This window comes from Flagellimonas marinaquae (assembly GCF_023716465.1).
Classification (GTDB): domain Bacteria; phylum Bacteroidota; class Bacteroidia; order Flavobacteriales; family Flavobacteriaceae; genus Flagellimonas; species Flagellimonas alginolytica.
This window is the reverse complement of record NZ_CP092415.1, coordinates 3233346-3251929: the sequence shown is the minus strand read 5'-3', so window position 1 is coordinate 3251929 and position 18584 is coordinate 3233346. Positions and strand designations below refer to the sequence as shown.

General features: G+C 40.7%; 17 protein-coding genes. 6 read left to right on the top strand and 11 right to left on the bottom strand.

The window, feature by feature from the left end; all coding sequences use genetic code 11:
• Positions 1-47: 47 nt before the first annotated feature.
• From MJO53_RS14360 to MJO53_RS14320, 9 genes are all read right to left on the bottom strand, one after another.
• Positions 48-416 carry a response regulator transcription factor gene (locus tag MJO53_RS14360; protein WP_252079603.1) on the bottom strand — a complete coding sequence of 123 codons (369 nt, stop codon included), beginning with the start codon at positions 414-416 and terminating at the stop codon, positions 48-50.
• Positions 416-3100, bottom strand: a complete 2685-nt coding sequence (locus tag MJO53_RS14355; RefSeq protein ID WP_252079602.1) for an ATP-binding protein — start codon at positions 3098-3100, stop codon at positions 416-418. The genes MJO53_RS14360 and MJO53_RS14355 overlap by 1 nt, the downstream gene beginning before the upstream one ends.
• Positions 3093-3287 carry a hypothetical protein gene (locus tag MJO53_RS14350; protein WP_224837219.1) on the bottom strand — a complete coding sequence of 65 codons (195 nt, stop codon included), beginning with the start codon at positions 3285-3287 and terminating at the stop codon, positions 3093-3095. Before MJO53_RS14350 ends, MJO53_RS14355 begins: the two co-directional genes overlap by 8 nt.
• 84 nt (positions 3288-3371) lie before the next feature.
• Entirely contained in the window at positions 3372-5087 is a 1716-nt protein-coding gene (locus MJO53_RS14345; RefSeq protein WP_224837218.1) for a sodium:solute symporter family protein, read from the bottom strand.
• A 23-nt stretch (positions 5088-5110) separates the two neighbouring features.
• Positions 5111-5374, bottom strand: coding sequence for a DUF4212 domain-containing protein (locus MJO53_RS14340; RefSeq protein WP_224837217.1), 264 nt, complete (start codon positions 5372-5374; stop codon positions 5111-5113).
• An 18-nt stretch (positions 5375-5392) separates the two neighbouring features.
• Positions 5393-6619 (bottom strand): hypothetical protein, encoded by a 1227-nt coding sequence (locus MJO53_RS14335; RefSeq protein ID WP_252079601.1) that lies wholly within the window; start codon positions 6617-6619, stop codon positions 5393-5395.
• 96 nt (positions 6620-6715) lie between these two features.
• Positions 6716-7129 carry a transposase-like zinc-binding domain-containing protein gene (locus MJO53_RS14330; protein ID WP_224837215.1) on the bottom strand — a complete coding sequence of 138 codons (414 nt, stop codon included), beginning with the start codon at positions 7127-7129 and terminating at the stop codon, positions 6716-6718.
• A 127-nt stretch (positions 7130-7256) separates the two neighbouring features.
• A complete protein-coding gene (locus tag MJO53_RS14325) occupies positions 7257-8210 on the bottom strand; it encodes a phosphoribosylaminoimidazolesuccinocarboxamide synthase (protein ID WP_252079600.1) in 954 nt (317 codons plus the stop codon).
• A gap of 7 nt (positions 8211-8217) precedes the next feature.
• Complete coding sequence (locus tag MJO53_RS14320; protein WP_224837213.1) at positions 8218-9177, bottom strand: PhoH family protein; 960 nt, start codon at positions 9175-9177, stop codon at positions 8218-8220.
• A gap of 119 nt (positions 9178-9296) precedes the next feature.
• On the opposite strand from MJO53_RS14320, the gene MJO53_RS14315 reads away from it, so the two are divergent.
• The 5 genes from MJO53_RS14315 (at position 9297) to dnaN (ending at position 14064) form a co-directional block, all read left to right on the top strand.
• On the top strand, positions 9297-10127 hold the full coding sequence (locus MJO53_RS14315; protein ID WP_252079599.1) for an SAM hydrolase/SAM-dependent halogenase family protein: 831 nt from the start codon (positions 9297-9299) through the stop codon (positions 10125-10127).
• Entirely contained in the window at positions 10128-10430 is a 303-nt protein-coding gene (locus MJO53_RS14310) for a putative quinol monooxygenase (RefSeq protein ID WP_224837211.1), read from the top strand.
• Positions 10430-11161, top strand: coding sequence for a gliding motility-associated ABC transporter permease subunit GldF (gldF, locus tag MJO53_RS14305; protein ID WP_252079598.1), 732 nt, complete (start codon positions 10430-10432; stop codon positions 11159-11161). Before MJO53_RS14310 ends, gldF begins: the two co-directional genes overlap by 1 nt.
• On the top strand, positions 11161-12825 hold the full coding sequence (gene gldG / locus MJO53_RS14300; protein ID WP_252079597.1) for a gliding motility-associated ABC transporter substrate-binding protein GldG: 1665 nt from the start codon (positions 11161-11163) through the stop codon (positions 12823-12825). The genes gldF and gldG overlap by 1 nt, the downstream gene beginning before the upstream one ends.
• Before the next feature lie 120 nt (positions 12826-12945).
• The gene (gene dnaN / locus MJO53_RS14295; RefSeq protein WP_224837208.1) at positions 12946-14064 is read left to right on the top strand and encodes a DNA polymerase III subunit beta; all 1119 of its coding nucleotides are present in this window, start codon (positions 12946-12948) and stop codon (positions 14062-14064) included.
• A gap of 60 nt (positions 14065-14124) precedes the next feature.
• On the opposite strand, the gene MJO53_RS14290 is transcribed toward dnaN, so the two are convergent.
• Entirely contained in the window at positions 14125-14484 is a 360-nt protein-coding gene (locus MJO53_RS14290) for a DUF4870 domain-containing protein (protein ID WP_224837207.1), read from the bottom strand.
• 87 nt (positions 14485-14571) lie between these two features.
• Here MJO53_RS14290 and mnmE point away from each other — a divergent pair, with 87 nt between their 5' ends.
• Positions 14572-15942, top strand: coding sequence for a tRNA uridine-5-carboxymethylaminomethyl(34) synthesis GTPase MnmE (gene mnmE / locus MJO53_RS14285; RefSeq protein WP_252079596.1), 1371 nt, complete (start codon positions 14572-14574; stop codon positions 15940-15942).
• A 46-nt stretch (positions 15943-15988) separates the two neighbouring features.
• Here the strand turns inward: mnmE and MJO53_RS14280 are convergent, their stop codons facing one another.
• The gene (locus tag MJO53_RS14280) at positions 15989-18541 is read right to left on the bottom strand and encodes a M1 family metallopeptidase (protein WP_252079595.1); all 2553 of its coding nucleotides are present in this window, start codon (positions 18539-18541) and stop codon (positions 15989-15991) included.
• Positions 18542-18584 lie beyond the last annotated feature (43 nt).

Sequence of the window (18584 nt, the reverse complement as noted above, 5' to 3'; positions counted from 1 at the left end):
TAGTTTATATGTAATTTATTTTTCTTCTCGCTATTTTAAAAGCATGTCTACCTCAATAACCCTTCGATATCGGTGATTACTTTTTTTATGGAAAAGGGCTTGGTCATGTAACCATCGGCGCCCATTTTTAATCCTTTTTCTATATCTTTCTCCTTACTTTTTGCTGACAGGAATACCACTTTGGTATGGTTGAGGTCCTGATTGTTTCTTACTCGTTTCAGTGTTTCAAACCCGTCCATTTCCGGCATCATTATATCCAGTAAAATAAGGTCTGGTTCCTCTTTGATGGCTATTTCCAATGCCTCTGTACCGTCTCTTGCAATAAACACCTCAAAATCTTTCTTTTTAAAGGCATATTCCAACGACATTACGATATTGGGTTCATCATCTACGATCAGTATTTTCTTCTGCTCCATTATTTTTTGGGTATTGAAAAGATCATTCGAGTACCTGACTTAAAATTCTTATCCACCACAATGGTCCCGTTATGACTTTCCACTATTTTTTTACAAATGGCAAGACCAAGTCCACTGCCCTTTGGTTTTTTTATGTTCTGGTTTTTTGATTGATAAAATTTTTCGAAAATGTAATCTTTGTCCTCATCTGGGATTCCTCTTCCATTGTCTTCAATGGCGACCAACAACTCGTTTTCCAGACCTTCCAACAGAATTTTAATTTTTCCGTTACGGGGTTCTGTAAATTTAAGGGAATTCGACAGCAAATTTGTCAATACCTGTAAAATTCGGTCTTCATCATAAAATGCAAGGATTTTTTCCTTGCTCGAAAATTTGATCTTTGTTTCTTTTTTGGATGCGATCTGTTCCACTCCCTTGATGGCCTTTCCTATAGTTTTGGACATATTGTGTTCCCGAATGTCCAACTCTGTTCGATTACCGGACAATTTTTCCAGATCTAGGATATTGTGTATTAAAGTGCTCAACCTATCCGTGTCCCTATTTATATTCTCTAGGAACCTATTTCTTAATTCGGGAGGCATATTCTCGTCCTCCAATACTTCCGATGCAGCTTTTATGGAGGTTATGGGTGTTTTGAGCTCATGTGCAACCGTATCCAAAAACTCATCTTTAAGTTTATCCTGTATGCGCAGTTCTTCATTGGCCGTTTTTAATTGCTGCGTCATTGCGGCCAGTTCAGCAGATTTTTCCCTGAGCAGTTTATTACTGGCCTTTGTCTCTTTACTCTCTTCCAGAATATTGAGCACTTCTACCAAACTTATAGGTGTTTCCTTGGATACCGAGGCCAATAAAATTTTGGCCGAAGCACTCCCAATACTTCCCGTTAGTAGTTTTTCAGAAAAATTGATCAATCTTGCATCTGCCCGTTCCTCTGCTTCTGATATATTATATTTTCTATTGAACAACCGCAAAGCCCTGTTGGTACGCTGCTCCCCCAAAAATCGGCTCAACAATCGCTTTATATCGGCAACGTAGGCTTCTCCTTTCCATATAAACCCCCCTTCTTGAAGGTTGCCATAATTCTCGTGGTTCACAAACATTTCAGCATAGTTCCTCTCCCTATAATTTCCTTTTGTTCTTAGGGAAAGTCCAACAAACACCAGAGTGTTGAGAGACATGCTCCAGAAAAAGGCATTGCTTTCCGGGGTTAAATAATCCAATCCTAACAAATGTGCGGGCCTGAGCCATGCAAAACCAAAAAAGCCCTCTTCAGTAAAATCAAGTTCCGGCATTGTTGCTTTACTGATAACTGGCAGGAACAAGGTATAAAAAACAACAACCAAACCTATTAATATCCCTGCTTCGACACCACGTGCAGTGCCTCGTCTCCAGGTCAACCCTAGAAAGAACGACGGTGCCAACTGAGCAATGATCAAAAAAGAAATGAGTCCAATGGAGTACAAGGATAATTGGGCCGAAAATTGGATGTAGAAGTAATAAGCCATAATGATCAAAAGGAAAATAGCGACCCTTCTTATATTTTTGATACGCTTGGTATTTTCTTCCGGATTACCTTCCACCAAGGTTTTTATAAACCCATAAGGAATTACAATATTGTTGCTCACCATTGTGGACAAAGCAAGGGTAGATACCACGATCATTGAAATTACGGTAGTGAATCCCCCAACAAAAACCATTAAGGCCAATCCGTAATTGTTGTGCTGCAATGGCAATAAAAGTGAATAATAATCGTGGTTTACCGATTGTGACAAATTTAAGTTTCCTGCCCAGGCAATAAAGATCACAAATACATTGAACAACAGCAAATACAAAGGAAACAACCAAATGGCCTTACGCAGGTGACTCTCGTTATCATTTTCCACTACGGATACATGGAACTGTCGGGGCAATAAAAAAATGGCGAAAAAAGAGAGACAAATCGTAAAAAGCCAATTAAACCCATTTTCCAAACCGCCAAAAGAGATCAGTTGATCAAAATTATCTCGTAAACTTGCTTTATGGTAGATATCCGCAGTGCCATCAAAAAGGTAGAATGTGATGTAAATACCGATCACCAAGAAAAAACACAACTTTAAAATGGATTCCAAGGCCACTGTTGCCACAATCCCTTTTCTATGTTCCGAAGTATCTGTTGATAGTGTTCCGTAGAAGGCTACAAAAATCGCTATAAGCAACGCGATGTAAAAAGTAGAATCATCAAAAAAACCTGTGGATCGGTAACTCCCCTTTGCGGAAATGAGTGAAAAGGTCTCGGATACGGCTTTAAGTTGTAAGGATATGTATGGAATTATAGCGAACAAGCACGTTAAGGTAACCAAAGCTCCCAATTGTCTGTTGTTACCATACCGCATGGAAATAAAATCGGCAATACTGGAAATTTTGTGCTGCTTGGATATACGGATCACCTTTCTCATTAAAACGATCCAAAGTGGTAGGGCAATTACCGGTCCCAAATAAATGGCCAAAAAACTAATCCCGGAGCTCGATGCTATCCCTACACTTCCGTAATAGGTCCAAGCTGTACAATACACGGCCAAGGAAAGGGTATACACATACGGGTTGTTCGTCCATTTGCTTCGTTTGTTCTTTTCGGCAAAATACGCTAGAACAAAGAGCATGGCCAAATACAGTACAATAACCAATCCTACTGCATAATTACTCATAGAACCGTTTTAAAATGATATAGGCCAAAACGATCGCGATCAACCAGCTCAAGAAAATAAAAACATAAAATATGGGGAAACCGAAAAAATGTCCATCGCTGTCAAATAGGGTAACAAAGGGAACATTCCATAAAAAGAACAATACTATGGAAACAAGGATCAATTTCTGCTGATGCCGTTTTTTCATTTTTATTTTCAAGGTCGCCAAACTTAAAATTACAAAAAACGGTACGGTAAAACCATACCGTACCGCTTTTTCACAACCAACTAATTAATGTGTCGATGCTTCACCCGCACCGCTGGGTATTCTTATGTGTTCCACTATTTCCTGTACTTCCTCAGGTGGTTCGGGAGTAAACATGTTAACTACAATGGCGACAATAAAGTTGACTACCATGGCAATGGTTCCAAATCCTTCTGGCGAAACACCAAACCACCAACTTTCTTGAAGACCTGCTACGGCATCTTTTCCGCCGTCAAAAATTCCAAATTTAAATTTCAGCATATAAAAGAGCATAAGACAAAGGCCTACGATCATTCCTGAAACAGCTCCCTTGCTATTCATTTTTTTGTAGAAAATACCTAAAATAATGGCAGGGAAGAACGAAGCCGCTGCCAATCCAAAGGCCAAGGCCACCACCGCTGCGACAAACCCGGGGGGATTGATCCCAAAATAACCGGCTATAACCACTGCTACGGCTGCAGAAAGTCTTGCTGCCCATAGCTCGCCTTTTTCAGAAAGATCTGGTTTAAGCACGTTCTTGATCAGATCATGGGAAACCGAAGAGGAAATAACCAACAACAGACCTGCTGCCGTAGATAGGGCAGCCGCCAATCCACCTGCCGCAATTAAACCAATAACCCATGCCGGGAGATCTGCAATTTCCGGGTTGGCCAAAACCATAATGTCCCTATCAACGCTAAGTTCGTTTACCTCGGGTGAGGCTACATATTGAATTATGCCATCGCCATTTTTATCCTCGTGCCCTATCAACCCTGTTTTTTCCCAACGATTGAACCATTCTGGCATGCTATTATATTCTTTTCCACTAACAGTTTCGATAAGATTAGTTCTGGCAAACACGGCTACTGCGGGTGCAGTAGTGTACAAGATCGCAATGAACAACAAGGCCAAACCTGCGGATTTTCTTGCATCTCGCACCCGTTTTACGGTAAAGAAACGAACGATTACATGAGGTAAACCTGCGGTACCGACCATAAGTGCCAGGGTTATGGCAAAAACATCGACCATACTTTTAGATCCATCAGTATACTCTGCAAATCCGAGTTCCGTGGATAGTCCGTCCAGTTTATCCAAAAGATAAGTTCCAGAGCCATCGGCCAAAGTGCTGCCAAATCCTAGTTGTGGCACAGGGTTCCCTGTCATTTGGATAGAAATGAAAATTGCAGGTACCATAAAGGCGAAAATCAATACGCAATATTGGGCCACTTGAGTATAGGTTATCCCTTTCATACCACCAAGGACGGCATAGAACAATACAATCACCATTCCGATAACAACTCCGGTATTGATATCTACTTCCAGATACCTTGAAAACACAATTCCTACCCCTCTCATCTGTCCGGCAACATAAGTAAAGGATACGATGAGTGCGCAGATAACTGCAACAACCCTAGCTGTTTTGGAGTAATAGCGTTCCCCAATAAAATCGGGCACTGTAAACTTTCCAAACTTTCTTAAATATGGTGCCAATAGCAGGGCCAGGAGTACATAACCACCGGTCCATCCCATAAGGTAAACGGCGCCATCGTAGCCGGCAAAAGAAATAATTCCTGCCATGGATATAAAAGACGCTGCCGACATCCAATCCGCTGCAGTGGCCATACCGTTGGCCAATGGGGAAACACCACCTCCGGCCACGTAAAATTCTTTAGTGGAACCCGCTCGGGACCAAATTGCTATTCCTATATACAGACCAAATGACAAGGCTACCAAGACATAGGTCCAAATTTGTACATCGCTCATAATGTTTTGATTTTATCGGTTAATTATTCTTCGTCGTATCCGTACTTTTTGTCCAATTTGTTCATTAGGCGTACGTACACAAAAATGAGGATGACAAATACATAAATGGATCCTTGTTGCGCGAACCAAAACCCAAGTTTAAATCCGCCCAGTCGAATGTTGTTCAATGCATCCTTAAAAAGGATACCTGCTCCGTAGGAGACCAAGAACCAAATGACTAGTAGTATTACCAAGTACCTTAGGTTCTCTTTCCAATAGGCCGAGGCCTTTTTTTGTTTTTCTGACATAATTTGTTGGTTGTTTAGTTATAAATAAATCTGTGCTTGCAAGGTTACCACACCATTGTTGTCACCAGAACCAATTTTTGAATTGGCATACTCCAATGTTAATTTAGAATGATGCCCTGTCATAAATAGGTTGATTCCCAAGCCCAACCGTGTGGCGTTATCGTCTATTGCGTCTATCGATCTTGTTTGGTAGGACACATAAGGCTGTACCCTTGATTTATCCGCTGGACCGGAAACCAGATATCCTACATGTCCATAAACCATATTCCCGGTTCCGTACGGCCCAAGGTTGAAGTTACGACCATAATCGTTATTTTGGAATACTGCGTAGGCCGTAATGGCAGAACCATCTTGACCAAGAGGGGCATCGTAATAGGCATCCACTGCGAAAATATTTACATTTTCGCCTTCCAGGTTTCCTGCTCCGTCCGCTATTACCGTACCGTTTCTATGGGTCAAGAATCCGGCACCGACATTAAATATTCTTTTACTGCCCAAATATGTTCCTACTTTATAGGGCAAAAAATTGGATTCTTGATCTAAAAAATGATAGTCAAAATAACCTTGGATCACTTTGCCCGCATCTGCTGAACCCAGCAATTCGCGACCCCGATATACTGCTCGACCATTGGGTATTGGATCGTTTGAAGCATCCAAGGTATTGGTTATGGCCTCGTTAAAGGAAACACGATATTGTAATCTTCCAATATTACCTTTGGCATATACCCCAATGTGACGGGCAAACTGATCACTTAGTCCCAAAACTGCCCAAGATGGACGGTTGTTGTCCAAGGTCAGGAAGTTTAGGGTACTACTGTTGTTCATTCTGGAAATACCGTTCCAATAGTGCAATCCGGTACCGATGGCTACATTCTTGTGTACTTGCCATTCTCCCCAAAAATCGTGAAAGAACAATTGGGAAGAATCTTCCTTTCCAACAGCACTAATGTTGTTTCCATTTAAACTGTTCAACCCAAAATGGGTTAGTATTAGAAATTTCTTGTTCAGTTGTGTAAAGGTCAAAAACCTAGCTCGTCTTACACTAAGGTTTGTTGTGCTCACATCGTCTGGAACATTATCATTGTATTGGGCCCAAAATTGACCCCATGCTATCATACGAAGATATTTGGAACCATCGTCGTTAAACTTGACTTTGAAACCTCCCGTGTACTCGGTGTTTCCTTGCGAAAATGATTTTGGAACCCAAAGAAGAAAAAACGCAGTTCCGATCAGTATATTTTTCATTTCAGTTTGGATGTTAGTGAGTTATGTGCTCTACGAACATCTTAAAAATATATTCCCGAATGAAAATCAATATATTTTTTTGCTAATTACCTATATCTAGTCTTTGAACCGATCCCATTTAATAAGCATAAATTTATCTCCAAGTTCAGTTACCAGTTGCCCTGCACCTTTCAGATTTTCAGGGCTTTGAAAGTATTTTTGAAGCTCGGTAAGATTCAAAATCTTATAAGTGGGGTGATATTTGGAATTGTAGGGTCTTTTAATATTATACTTTCTGACCCAGTTCATCACCGAAACATGGGAAACCCCTAAAATACGCTCTATTTCGCGATAGGTAAGTCCCTCCAAGTACAGTTGTAATGCTTTGTTCACAAAGTAATCATCGATTTGCTTTCCCAACTTAGGTACTGTAAAATAGTAACCACAGGATTTGCATTTGTAGCGTTGCCTCTCTTTAATGATCCCAGCTTTGGTAAACTCTGTAGATGAACAATTTGGACAGCTTTCCATGGTTGATATACTTAATTAGCATAAATATATCAAATTAGCTTTAAATATTTTGTAAACCTATTGATATAAATAAAGGGAATTGATAAAATTCCCTTTATTTTATTGGTTAAATCGTAATTCGTTATTACTATTTTACAAAATAATCAGTAACGTTGGTCAAAATACGCTCTTGAAGATTCGATATATCACTTTTAACGAATTTCTCCCCGGTTATGTTTTCGTAGAGTTCAATATATCGGTTAGATACGGATTGGATATACTCATCGGACATTGCAGGGACCTCCTGTCCCTCCAGCCCTTGGAATCCGTTGGAAATCAACCATTGTCTTACAAATTCCTTTGACAATTGTTTTTGGGCTTCACCTTTTTCTTGACGCTCCTTATAACCATCCGCATAAAAATAACGTGATGAATCGGGAGTGTGGATCTCATCGATCAACACAATTTCCCCATCTTTGGTTTTACCGAACTCGTACTTGGTATCCACCAAGATCAGTCCTCTTTTGGCGGCAATTTCGATTCCTCTCTGAAACAGTGCACGTGTGTACTTTTCCAAAACTTCGTAATCTTCGGCAGATACGATGCCTCTTTTTAAAATTTCTTCTTTGGAAATATCCTCGTCATGATCTCCTTTTTCTGCCTTTGTTGCCGGAGTGATGATGGGCTCTGGGAATTTATCGTTCTCTTTCATACCCTCTGGCATGGACACACCACAAAGTGTTCTTTTTCCCGCTTTATATTCGCGAGCGGCATGGCCCGACATATAGCCCCGAATCACCATTTCCACCTTGAATGGCTCACAGGCCTTACCTACCGCAACATTGGGATCTGGAGTGGCCATTAACCAATTAGGAACTATATCTTCAGTATCCTTCATCATTTTAGTTGCAATTTGATTCAGGATTTGTCCTTTATAGGGTATTCCTTTGGGCATTACCACATCAAAAGCGGATAAACGATCGGTTGCCACCATTACCAGAACATCGTTATCCAAGGTATAAACCTCTCTTACCTTTCCTTTGTAAACAGATTTTTGCCCAGGAAAATTAAAATCCGTGGACATCAGTGTATTCATTCCCATTATTTTCTTAGAATTGATTCTGGTGCTCTATATTTTGATAGGCATCGATTACCTTTTTCACCAATTTGTGTCGGATCACATCCTTATCGTCCAAATAAATTATACTGATACCCTCCACGTTTTTTAAAATCAACAAGGCTTCCTTAAGTCCGGAGATTACCCTACGTGGCAAATCAATCTGGCCAGGATCCCCTGTTAGCAAAAACTTGGCGTTCTTGCCCATACGGGTCAAAAACATCTTCATTTGGGCATGGGTGGTATTTTGCGCTTCATCCAGGATTACAAAGGCGTTATCCAAGGTACGACCTCTCATAAAAGCCATTGGCGCTATTTGAATAGTGCCGTCCTCAATATATTTTTCGAGCTTTTCAGCTGGAATCATATCCCGAAGGGCATCGTAGAGGGGCTGCATATATGGATCGAGCTTTTCCTTAAGATCTCCCGGTAGAAATCCAAGGTTCTCCCCTGCTTCTACCGCAGGTCTCGTTAAGATAATTCGCCTAACCTGTTTTTCTTTTAAGGCCTTTACGGCAAGTGCCACTCCGGTGTACGTTTTACCCGTACCGGCCGGACCAATGGCAAAAACCATATCGTTGGCCCTACAGGCATCTACCAAACGACGCTGATTGGCGGTCTGTGCCTTGATCAACCTGCCACTTACCCCATGTACCAAAACATCGCCACTAGAAGAAGACGACGTATAATCCTCCTTGCTGTTGCTGGTAAGTACCCTTTCGATCATGTTTTCATCGAGCTTGTTGTATTTGGCAAATTGCCCGGTTAGCTCATCAAAACGTTTGTCGAATTCTTCCAATAGTTCTTCGTCTCCAAATACCTTGATTTTATTTCCTCGTGCTACAATTTTAAGCTTTGGAAAGTATTTCTTCAGTAACTCGATATTTGAGTTTTGTTGCCCAAAAAATTCTTGTGGACTGATTTCCGTAAGTTCGATTACAAGTTCGTTCAAAAATAGTGAGGTGTTACAGTTGCTTTTGAAGAATTTTATTCTTTCTTTTTAACTAATTTTACAAAACAAACTTAACTAAAAATCAATTTGAACGCCGAAAAACATATCAACAGTATTGCATGGCAATCATAACCCTTACCACAGATTTTGGATATAAAGACCACTTTGTTGGTGCGGTAAAAGGGGCAATACTGAGCAACCTGACTAACATCAACATTGTTGATATTTCGCATGCCATAGGACCATTTAACATACAAGAGTGCGCCTACATCCTTAAAAATGCATACCGATCTTTCCCAAAGGGAACGGTACATATTGTTGGGGTCGATTCCGAAGTATCCCCAGAAAACGAGCACATGGTTGTACAGGTAGATGGACATTACTTTGTAAGTGCGAACAGTGGCGTAATTTCCTTGATAACCTCCGAGGTACAACCGGAAAAAGTGGTGCAGATAGATCTGCCCAATTCCCGGCCCACTGCCTTCCCTGTTCTGGACGTATTTGTACAAGTAGCCTGCCATATTGCCCGGGGCGGTAAATTGGAAGTGATCGGCAAACCTCTGGAAAGCTTAAAGGAAATACGCGATTTTGAACCAAGGATAACCAACGAGGGCAAGACTATTTCTGGCAATGTGATCTATATTGACAATTACGGCAACGTAGTTACCAATATTCAGAAAAGTTTGTTCGAGGCGTATAGGAATGGTCGTGATTTTGAAATAATTGCTCGGACCACCAAAATACGGCAAGTACACCAAAGTTATAACGGTATTGTAAATTACAACTTGGAACGGAACCAGCGCAAGGGACCCGGCGACGCCCTTGCCCTTTTCAATTCTGCCGGTTATATAGAGCTTGCCATTTACAAAAGCGACCTTAATTCGGTCGGAGGTGCTTCAACGCTTCTTGGCCTAAATTATAGGGATACCGTAACCATAAATTTTCTGTAAATGTTGATACGCATCGTAAAACTGACTTTTAAACCCGAAAATATTGCTAGTTTTGAACGAATCTTTGAAGAATCGAAAAATGGTATTTTGGGATTTGAAGGCTGCAACATGGTAGAATTATATCAGGACATTGGTAATCCCAATATATTTTTCACCTATAGTTTTTGGGATACGGAATCGCATCTCAACAACTACAGGAATTCTGATTTTTTTAAAGAGGTTTGGGGCAATACCAAAAAATTGTTCTCCGATAAACCCGAAGCTTGGAGTGTTCATAAATTACAATCAACAAACCCGTCTTAATGTTTGCAATTTTTAAGAGAGAGGTACGATCTTTTTTTACATCGCCCATCGGTTATTTGATCGTGGGGTCGTTTTTACTGCTCAATGGACTTTTTTTATGGGTGTTCAAGGGCGAATACAACATTTTTGACTATGGCTTCGCTGATTTGGGCAACTTCTTTTTGCTGGCTCCCTGGATTTTCATCTTTTTGGTACCGGCCATTACCATGAAGAGTTTTTCCGAAGAACGAAAAATGGGAACGCTTGAATTATTGTTGATCAAACCTATCTCCGTTTGGAAACTGGTCCTTGGAAAATTTTGGGGCGCTTTCCTTTTGTGTGTAATTGCTGTAATTCCGACAATCGTTTATGTTTTTGCCATTTCGGGGTTGGGAATGGTACAAGGCAATTACGACCTTGGGGTGGTATTGGGCTCTTACTTTGGATTATTGTTTCTGATGGCAAGCTATACGTCCATTGGGATATTTGCTTCCACACTTTCCGATAATCAGATCATTGCTTTTTTGGTAGGCGTACTGGTTTGCTTTTTGATATTCAATGGGTTTGATGCCGTTTCCTCCTTATTTTCCAACGGAGAAACCCAACAAACCATTGAGGCCATTGGCGCCAGATCACATTTTGACAGTATTGCAAGAGGAGTGATAGACACCCGTGACCTGATCTATTTTGTATCGTTGACCCTATTATTCCTTTATCTTACTTTTCAACGTTTAAAACAATTACCGCGATAATGGGAAAGTTTGTTGTATCCACATTAAAAATACTTATAGCTGTTACAGTAATCAATTTGTTGGCCAGTTTTGTCTATACCCGTTTTGATCTTACCGAAGATAAAAGGTACACCCTTTCCGAGCCAGCGGTAACAGTGGTCAAAAAATTTGAATCGCCCGTAATTATAGATGTGCTGTTGGACGGTAACATTCCAGCAGAATTTTCCAAGTTAAAATCGGAAACCGTACAACTGCTCGAATCCTTTGCATCAAAAAACAAGAATATTAAATACAATTTGGTGGACCCGCTGGTAGATGAGGAACTTGCGGAACAAACCATTGCCGAACTACAGGGCTTGGGGCTACAGCCTGCAAATGTTACTGTAGAGGAAAATGGAAAAGTGTCCAACGAGCTGGTTTTTCCATGGGCCATGGTCAATTATAAGGACCAGACCGTAAAAGTACCATTGCTAAAAAACAAACTGGGAGCCACTGCCGAAGATCGTATCAATAATTCCGTGCAACAATTGGAGTATGCCTTTGCGGACGCCTTTACCAAACTCAACATCGGAGAAAAAAAGAGCGTGGCCATTATTAAAGGAAACGGTGAGCTGGATGATATGTACATTGCGGATTATCTTACCACCATTAGGGATTACTATAATATTGCCGCCATAACATTGGATTCCGTAGCTTCCGATCCGCAAAGTGTTTTAAATCAACTTAAGGAGTTTGATTTGGCCGTTATTGCCAAGCCAACACAAGCATTTTCCGATCAAGAAAAGTATGTTCTCGATCAATATATGGTCAACGGGGGCAAGTCCATTTGGATGATAGATCAAGTAAGCATGGAAATGGACAGTATTTATGCCGGTGGAGGTGAGGCCATTGCAGTACCAAGAGACCTCAACTTAAAGGACCTGTTCTTTAGATATGGCGTTAGGATCAATCCCGTACTGGTAAACGACCTGTATTTTACACAAATTGTCTTGGCCACGGGCGAAGGAAACGATTCCCAGTACAATCCGCTGCCTTGGTTCTATTATCCCATGGTTTTTTCCCAGAACAATCACCCCATCAATACCAATATTGAAGCGGTTCGTTTCCAATTTACCAGTCCAATGGATATTCTGGAAAACGATTACAAAAAAACAGTTTTGCTACAAAGTTCACCACTTTCCAAAACCGATGGCATCCCAAAAATAGTTAGTTTGGAAATGATAAACCAGCAACCTAACAGGGAGAACTATACCAATGGTAATCTACCTTTGGCCGTTTTGATCGAAGGTAACTTTACTTCAATGTACAAAAACAGAGTGAAACCGCTCAAACTACAGAATCCTTTAGAGGAAGGGCCCGAAAATAAAATGATCGTAATCTCTGATGGGGATATTGTCAAGAACCAGTTACGGAACGGAAGGCCCTTGGAACTGGGGTACGACAAATGGACCAATAGCTTTTATGGTAACAAAGAATTTTTGGTGAACAGCACAAATTACCTTTTGGACAATACCGGGCTTATTAACATTCGGAACAAAAAAGTGACCATTCCATTGCTCGATGTTAAAAAAATAGCTGAGCAAAAAACCAAATGGCAGCTTGTAAATATTGGATTGCCAGTAATTTTAACCTTACTGTTCGGCCTTTTCTTCGGATATTACAGAAAGCGCAAATTTGCCTTGTAACTGTTAATAAAATTGTTTCTTTGCTTAATCCATTTGGGATATATTTGTTTTTATTGATTTTAAAGGCCCTGGAACAGGGGTAAATTGCCAAAAAGGCAGCCATACTAAAGTATTTCGTTGATGAAATTTATTGTATCGAGTACATATTTATTGAAACAGCTTCAGGTTTTGGGAGGAGTTATCAACAATAGCAACACCTTGCCCATCCTTGATAACTTTTTGTTCGATCTAAAAGAAAGTAAACTGACCGTTTCCGCATCCGATCTGGAAACTACCATGAGTACGGTTCTAGATGTGGATTCCGATTCCGAAGGTACCATTGCGGTTCCCGCACGATTACTGTTGGATACGCTAAAAACTTTTCCGGAACAGCCCTTAACATTTGTTGTTGAGGACAACAATACAGTGGAAATTAGTTCCAATCATGGTAAATATGCCTTGGCCTATGCCGACGGTGCCGAATTCCCAAAGGCAGTAGAAGTCTCGAACCCGAGTTCCACTACCCTATTGGGCGATATTTTGGCCACGGCGATCAACAAGACCATTTTTGCCGCAGGTAACGATGACCTTCGTCCGGTAATGAGCGGCGTATTCTTCCAGTTTTCCCCGGAAAATTTGACCTTTGTGGCCACCGATGCCCATAAACTGGTGAAATATCAACGTCAAGATGTAACAGCTTCGGAAGTAGCCGAATTTATAATGCCCAAAAAACCTTTAACTTTATTGAAAGGCATTTTGGCAGGTTCAGAATCCGAAGTCACCATCGAATACAACGATAGTAATGCAAAATTCTACTTTGACAATACTGAGTTGGTTTGTAGATTGATCGATGGAAAATATCCGAACTACGAAGCCGTGATCCCAAAAGAAAACCCGAACAAACTTACAATAGCACGGAATCAGTTCCTGAGCTCTGTAAGAAGGGTCTCTATATTTTCGAACAAAACAACACATCAGATTCGATTAAAGATTGCCGGAGCGGAACTCAACATTTCCGCAGAAGATGTGGATTACAGCAATAAGGCCGAGGAAAGACTTTCTTGCTCCTACCAAGGAGACGATATGCAAATCGGCTTCAACTCCAGGTTTCTTTTGGAAATGTTGAACAATCTTTCTTCCGACGAAGTATCATTGGAAATGAGCTTGCCGAACAGAGCGGGCATCCTAACACCGATCGATGGACTGGACGAAGGAGAGCATGTTACCATGCTGGTAATGCCGGTGATGCTGAACAACTAAATCAACTATCCAACCATAATTAAAAAAGCTGGGACAACTTTGTTCCAGCTTTTTTGTTTTTTAAATAAACCTGATGGTCATAAAATGAGATGGGGATTCGCCATTTGCGGCCTTTACCGCATTCACAATAGGTAAAATAAATCCTATAATGGCAACACCGATCAAACCTAATATGCCCAATCCCAAAAGTAGGATGGCAGGTATACTGATTATAATATATAGGATAAGACTTATCTGAAAGTTGATAATGGCCTTTCCATGTTCGTTCATCCCCTCTACCCTATCCTTGGAGGATAACCAAATGATCAAGGGAACGATCAAGCTGCCAAATCCTATGGCATAGCCCAACAATTGTGTTAAATGTGTTACGGCCAACAAGGTATTGTCCGTTCTAACTGCTTTGTGATTTATTACTTCCATTTTTTGATTGATTTTGATGATTCAGCTTATTAGTATACAAATCCATAAAAATGTTACAAACAGCAGCTTATTTGTACTTTTGTGCCCATGTCGTATTCAGATAACATCGTAGCCTTGGCAACCCCATCGGGAACAGGGGCCATTGCCGTAATCCGAGTTTCGGGTCCACAGGCCATCAGTATAGTAGATCAATTGTTCAAATCCATCAAAGGTAAAGAACTGGTCCAGCAAAAAAGTCATACCATACATTTGGGGAACATTGTAGACGGTGCCAAAATTTTGGATGAAGCCTTGGTGTCCATTTTTAAAGGACCACATTCCTACACAGGCGAAAATGTAGTGGAAATTTCCTGTCATGGCTCACCTTTTATTCAACAACAGATCATACAATTGCTTTTAAGAAATGGATGTCGTACAGCATCTGCCGGAGAATTTACATTGAGAGCATTTTTAAACGGCAAAATGGATTTGAGTCAGGCCGAAGCTGTGGCGGACTTAATAGCAAGCGATAGTGAAGCAGCCCACGATATAGCCATGCAGCAAATGCGCGGAGGGTTTAGCAACGAAATCCAAGAACTGCGACAAGAACTTCTTAATTTTGCATCGTTAATTGAACTTGAACTCGACTTTTCGCAAGAAGATGTGGAATTTGCCGACAGAACCCAATTCAACGAACTGCTTACCAGAATCAGTAACGTCCTTAAAAAATTAATTGATTCCTTCGCCTTGGGCAACGTCATTAAAAATGGAATTCCAGTGGCCATTGTAGGGCAACCCAATGTCGGGAAATCAACTTTGCTCAATGTTTTGTTGAACGAGGAAAGAGCCATCGTAAGTGAGATAGCTGGAACTACTAGGGACACGGTGGAAGACCAAATTAGTTTAAATGGAATTAACTTTAGGTTTATTGATACCGCTGGAATCCGTGAAACCGAAGACGTAGTGGAAAAAATCGGTATCGAACGAACTTTCGACAAGATTGAAAAAGCTCGGCTCATTGTGTATCTGTTCGATGGAATGAATTTTAATATAAAAGAACTGGAAAGTATACAAGAAAGATACCCTAACAAGCAATTATTGCCCATTTGCAATAAAATGGACCTTTTGAACGAGGAACAAAAAAATAAGGTTCAAAAAGAAATCCCCAACGTCCTATTTCTTTCAGCAAAGTTTAAAACGGGTATTTCTGAATTGGAGAATAAACTATTATCATTAGTTGATTCGGGTGCTTTGAGCGGCGACAGTACCATTGTTACCAGTAGCAGACATTACGACGCTCTTTTAAAAGCCCTGGAAGAAATTCAAAAAGTAAAAGAAGGTTTGGACATGGAACTTTCCAGCGATTTGATGGCCATAGATATTCGACAAGCTTTGTATCATTTGGGCGAGATTACGGGAAGCGTGACTACGGACGACCTTTTGGGCAATATTTTTTCCAATTTTTGTATTGGGAAGTAAGGCTTTTAACCAAGCATGAGTTAATCCATTACCTAAAAAAAAACAACTACAAACGGTTAAATCGATAGAGGTTATCTGTGGCTTGTAACAACTTGCCCTTTAAGGAAGGTTCCAAATCCGGATGGTTCCGTAAATAAGATTCCACATGCTGCACGGCCTCCTTGGATTGATATTGCCCTACCGTTGCCACAAGCCAGCGTTTAGGAAAAAAGATATCTCCCGTTTGTTGAATTTCCTGTAAAAGCTCCAAGGCCAAAGGTACTTGTTCAATTGCCGTTTTTTGGCGCAAAGGATGATGGATAAATCTGCAAGCTGTGGTTATCCAAGATTCCTTTTCGCGGTTTTTGGCGTCTTTAAAGGACTCAAAAAAGGCATCCCTCACAGCAACATCGGAAGATAGGGCAGGCCTTAAAAACTCGAAACGCTCAATTTTGTCCAGATTATTCAATTGGGCTTTGGCCGTTTCCAAAACTATTTCGGCAAGGCTGTGCTCATACAATGCCAAGGACATGGCCATCTCGGAAAAATCATCCTGGTTAAGCATTAGATCAGGAATTTGGACAGTCTTGTTCCACACACCGTATAACTTTTCCTTCGCCTTTTCTGAATACGCTATTCCTTGCCAAAAATCAAAAATGTTCTTTTTAAGGTTGGGATTTACATCGGTTTGAAGCAACTTCACCCAAAGTCGATTTTCGATCAAATTATTGTGTTCCGCACGTTGTTGATCATTTAAAAAACTCCAGTATAAGTTATTTGCCAATCCAGTGAGCATTCCATGGACAAATTCGTTTTCCTCGTTTAAAACACCTGCTATCAAAAGAGCAAAGGTTTGTTCGGCGGATAAATTTCCGGTCAATATATTCTCGTAGGTATTTAAGTAGGCATAGGCTCGAGCTACCTCCTCTTCCAGATTGGGAATTATGTCCAGATCTGATGTGTTAACCGGAAAAACTCCATACCCAAAAGCATTGGAATTATATATAATGGCGTTGGGCTTGGACAGACCAATTGCTAAATCCACAGAAGTGTTTTTCTTTGAAATGGACACTGGAATGGTTCGTGTACTATCCGGATATACCAAGGATACCTCGAAACTTTGTGGCCATAATCTATCGCTACCATCTTCTGCATTTTGCGTGATGACAAACCTGGCTATTTTTCCATCAACATATTCAATTTTATCCGTAATCACGGGCCTACCGGATTGATTCACCCAAACATTGCTCCACTGTTTTAGATCTTGAACCGTTTTTTTATCCAAAATATCAACCAAATCGTTCCAAGTTGCATTACCATAGGCATGAGTAGAAATATACTCCCGAACACCATCTCTAAATGCCTTTTCGCCAATGGTGGCTTCCAACTGGCGCATCATTATGGGCGCTTTGTTGTAAATGATAGATCCATACAGACTGCCCGCATTTTTTAGATTGGCCAAATCCTGCCGGATGGGGTTGGTTCCATTTGTTCTATCCTCCCCATATGCGTTTCGGTAATGGGAGATTAGAAATTGTAAATTATGATTGATTTCTGGAACGGCTGGATTTATGATCTTATCTGCCATAAAATTGGCGAAGACCTCTTTCATCCATACATCGTTGAACCAGTCCATGGTCACCAGATCCCCAAACCACATATGTGATGCCTCGTGGGCAATTAATTTGGCACTACCCATTCTGCGTCGTTCGGTGGAGCTTTCATCCAAAAAAATGGCGGATTGCCTGTATTGTATGGCACCTACATGCTCCATTCCTCCATATTGAAAGCCAGGTATGGCTGCAAAATCCAACTTTTGGAAAGGAAAATCGTATTGGGTATAGTCCTTAAGAAAATCTATAGAACGCTGGTGTAAATCAAAAATTCGAGGTATACTGAATTCAATTTTGGAGGAATCTGTTTCTCGGTACAAAAGGGTCATATCGAACGCTCCCGGATTTTCGGTGACCGATTCAAATTTTCCGGCCACCAACGAAAACAGGTAGGTACTCATGGGGTCGCTCTCCACAAAAGAAAAATAGTGCTTGTCCCCTACCTCATTTTTTTCTTTCAATGAAGAAGCGGATAAGACGCTCCACTGCTTGGGTACGGCAACATTCAACATGTAGCGTGCCTTGATGTTCGGTTGATCAAAACATGGGAACAATGTACTTGCCCTATCTGGCACTAAAAGGGTGTACAAATAGTCTTGATTTCGGTTTAGCGACATTTCACCGGCATTGAACTCGATATCTATGGTATTTGGTCCTTTTTTAAGGTTTTCCGAAATGATTATATGCTGCTTTTGATGGTTTATGGTTTGGTTTTGCCCATTCACCTTTATGTTTTTTAGCAACGTACTATCTGCATTAAAATCCAGGTAAAGCGGATGTGAAAGATCATGGATGGATAAATCCAGCTTCATTTTGGAAGGTATGGGTTTTTGCCGCTCTTCGGGAATATCGAAGGTAAGCGCATATATTACGTTGGAAACCTGCTCTTTGCGATATTCCGCCATTTTAAGGGGAATTCCGTTTTGTAGTAAATCGGTTCTGGGTTTAGGATTGCATGCAATCACAAATATCGCAGCAAAAAGGGAGAACATAATATGATTTTTCATAAGGCCGGATTGATATAGATTTGTAAAAGGTACTATTTTTCAC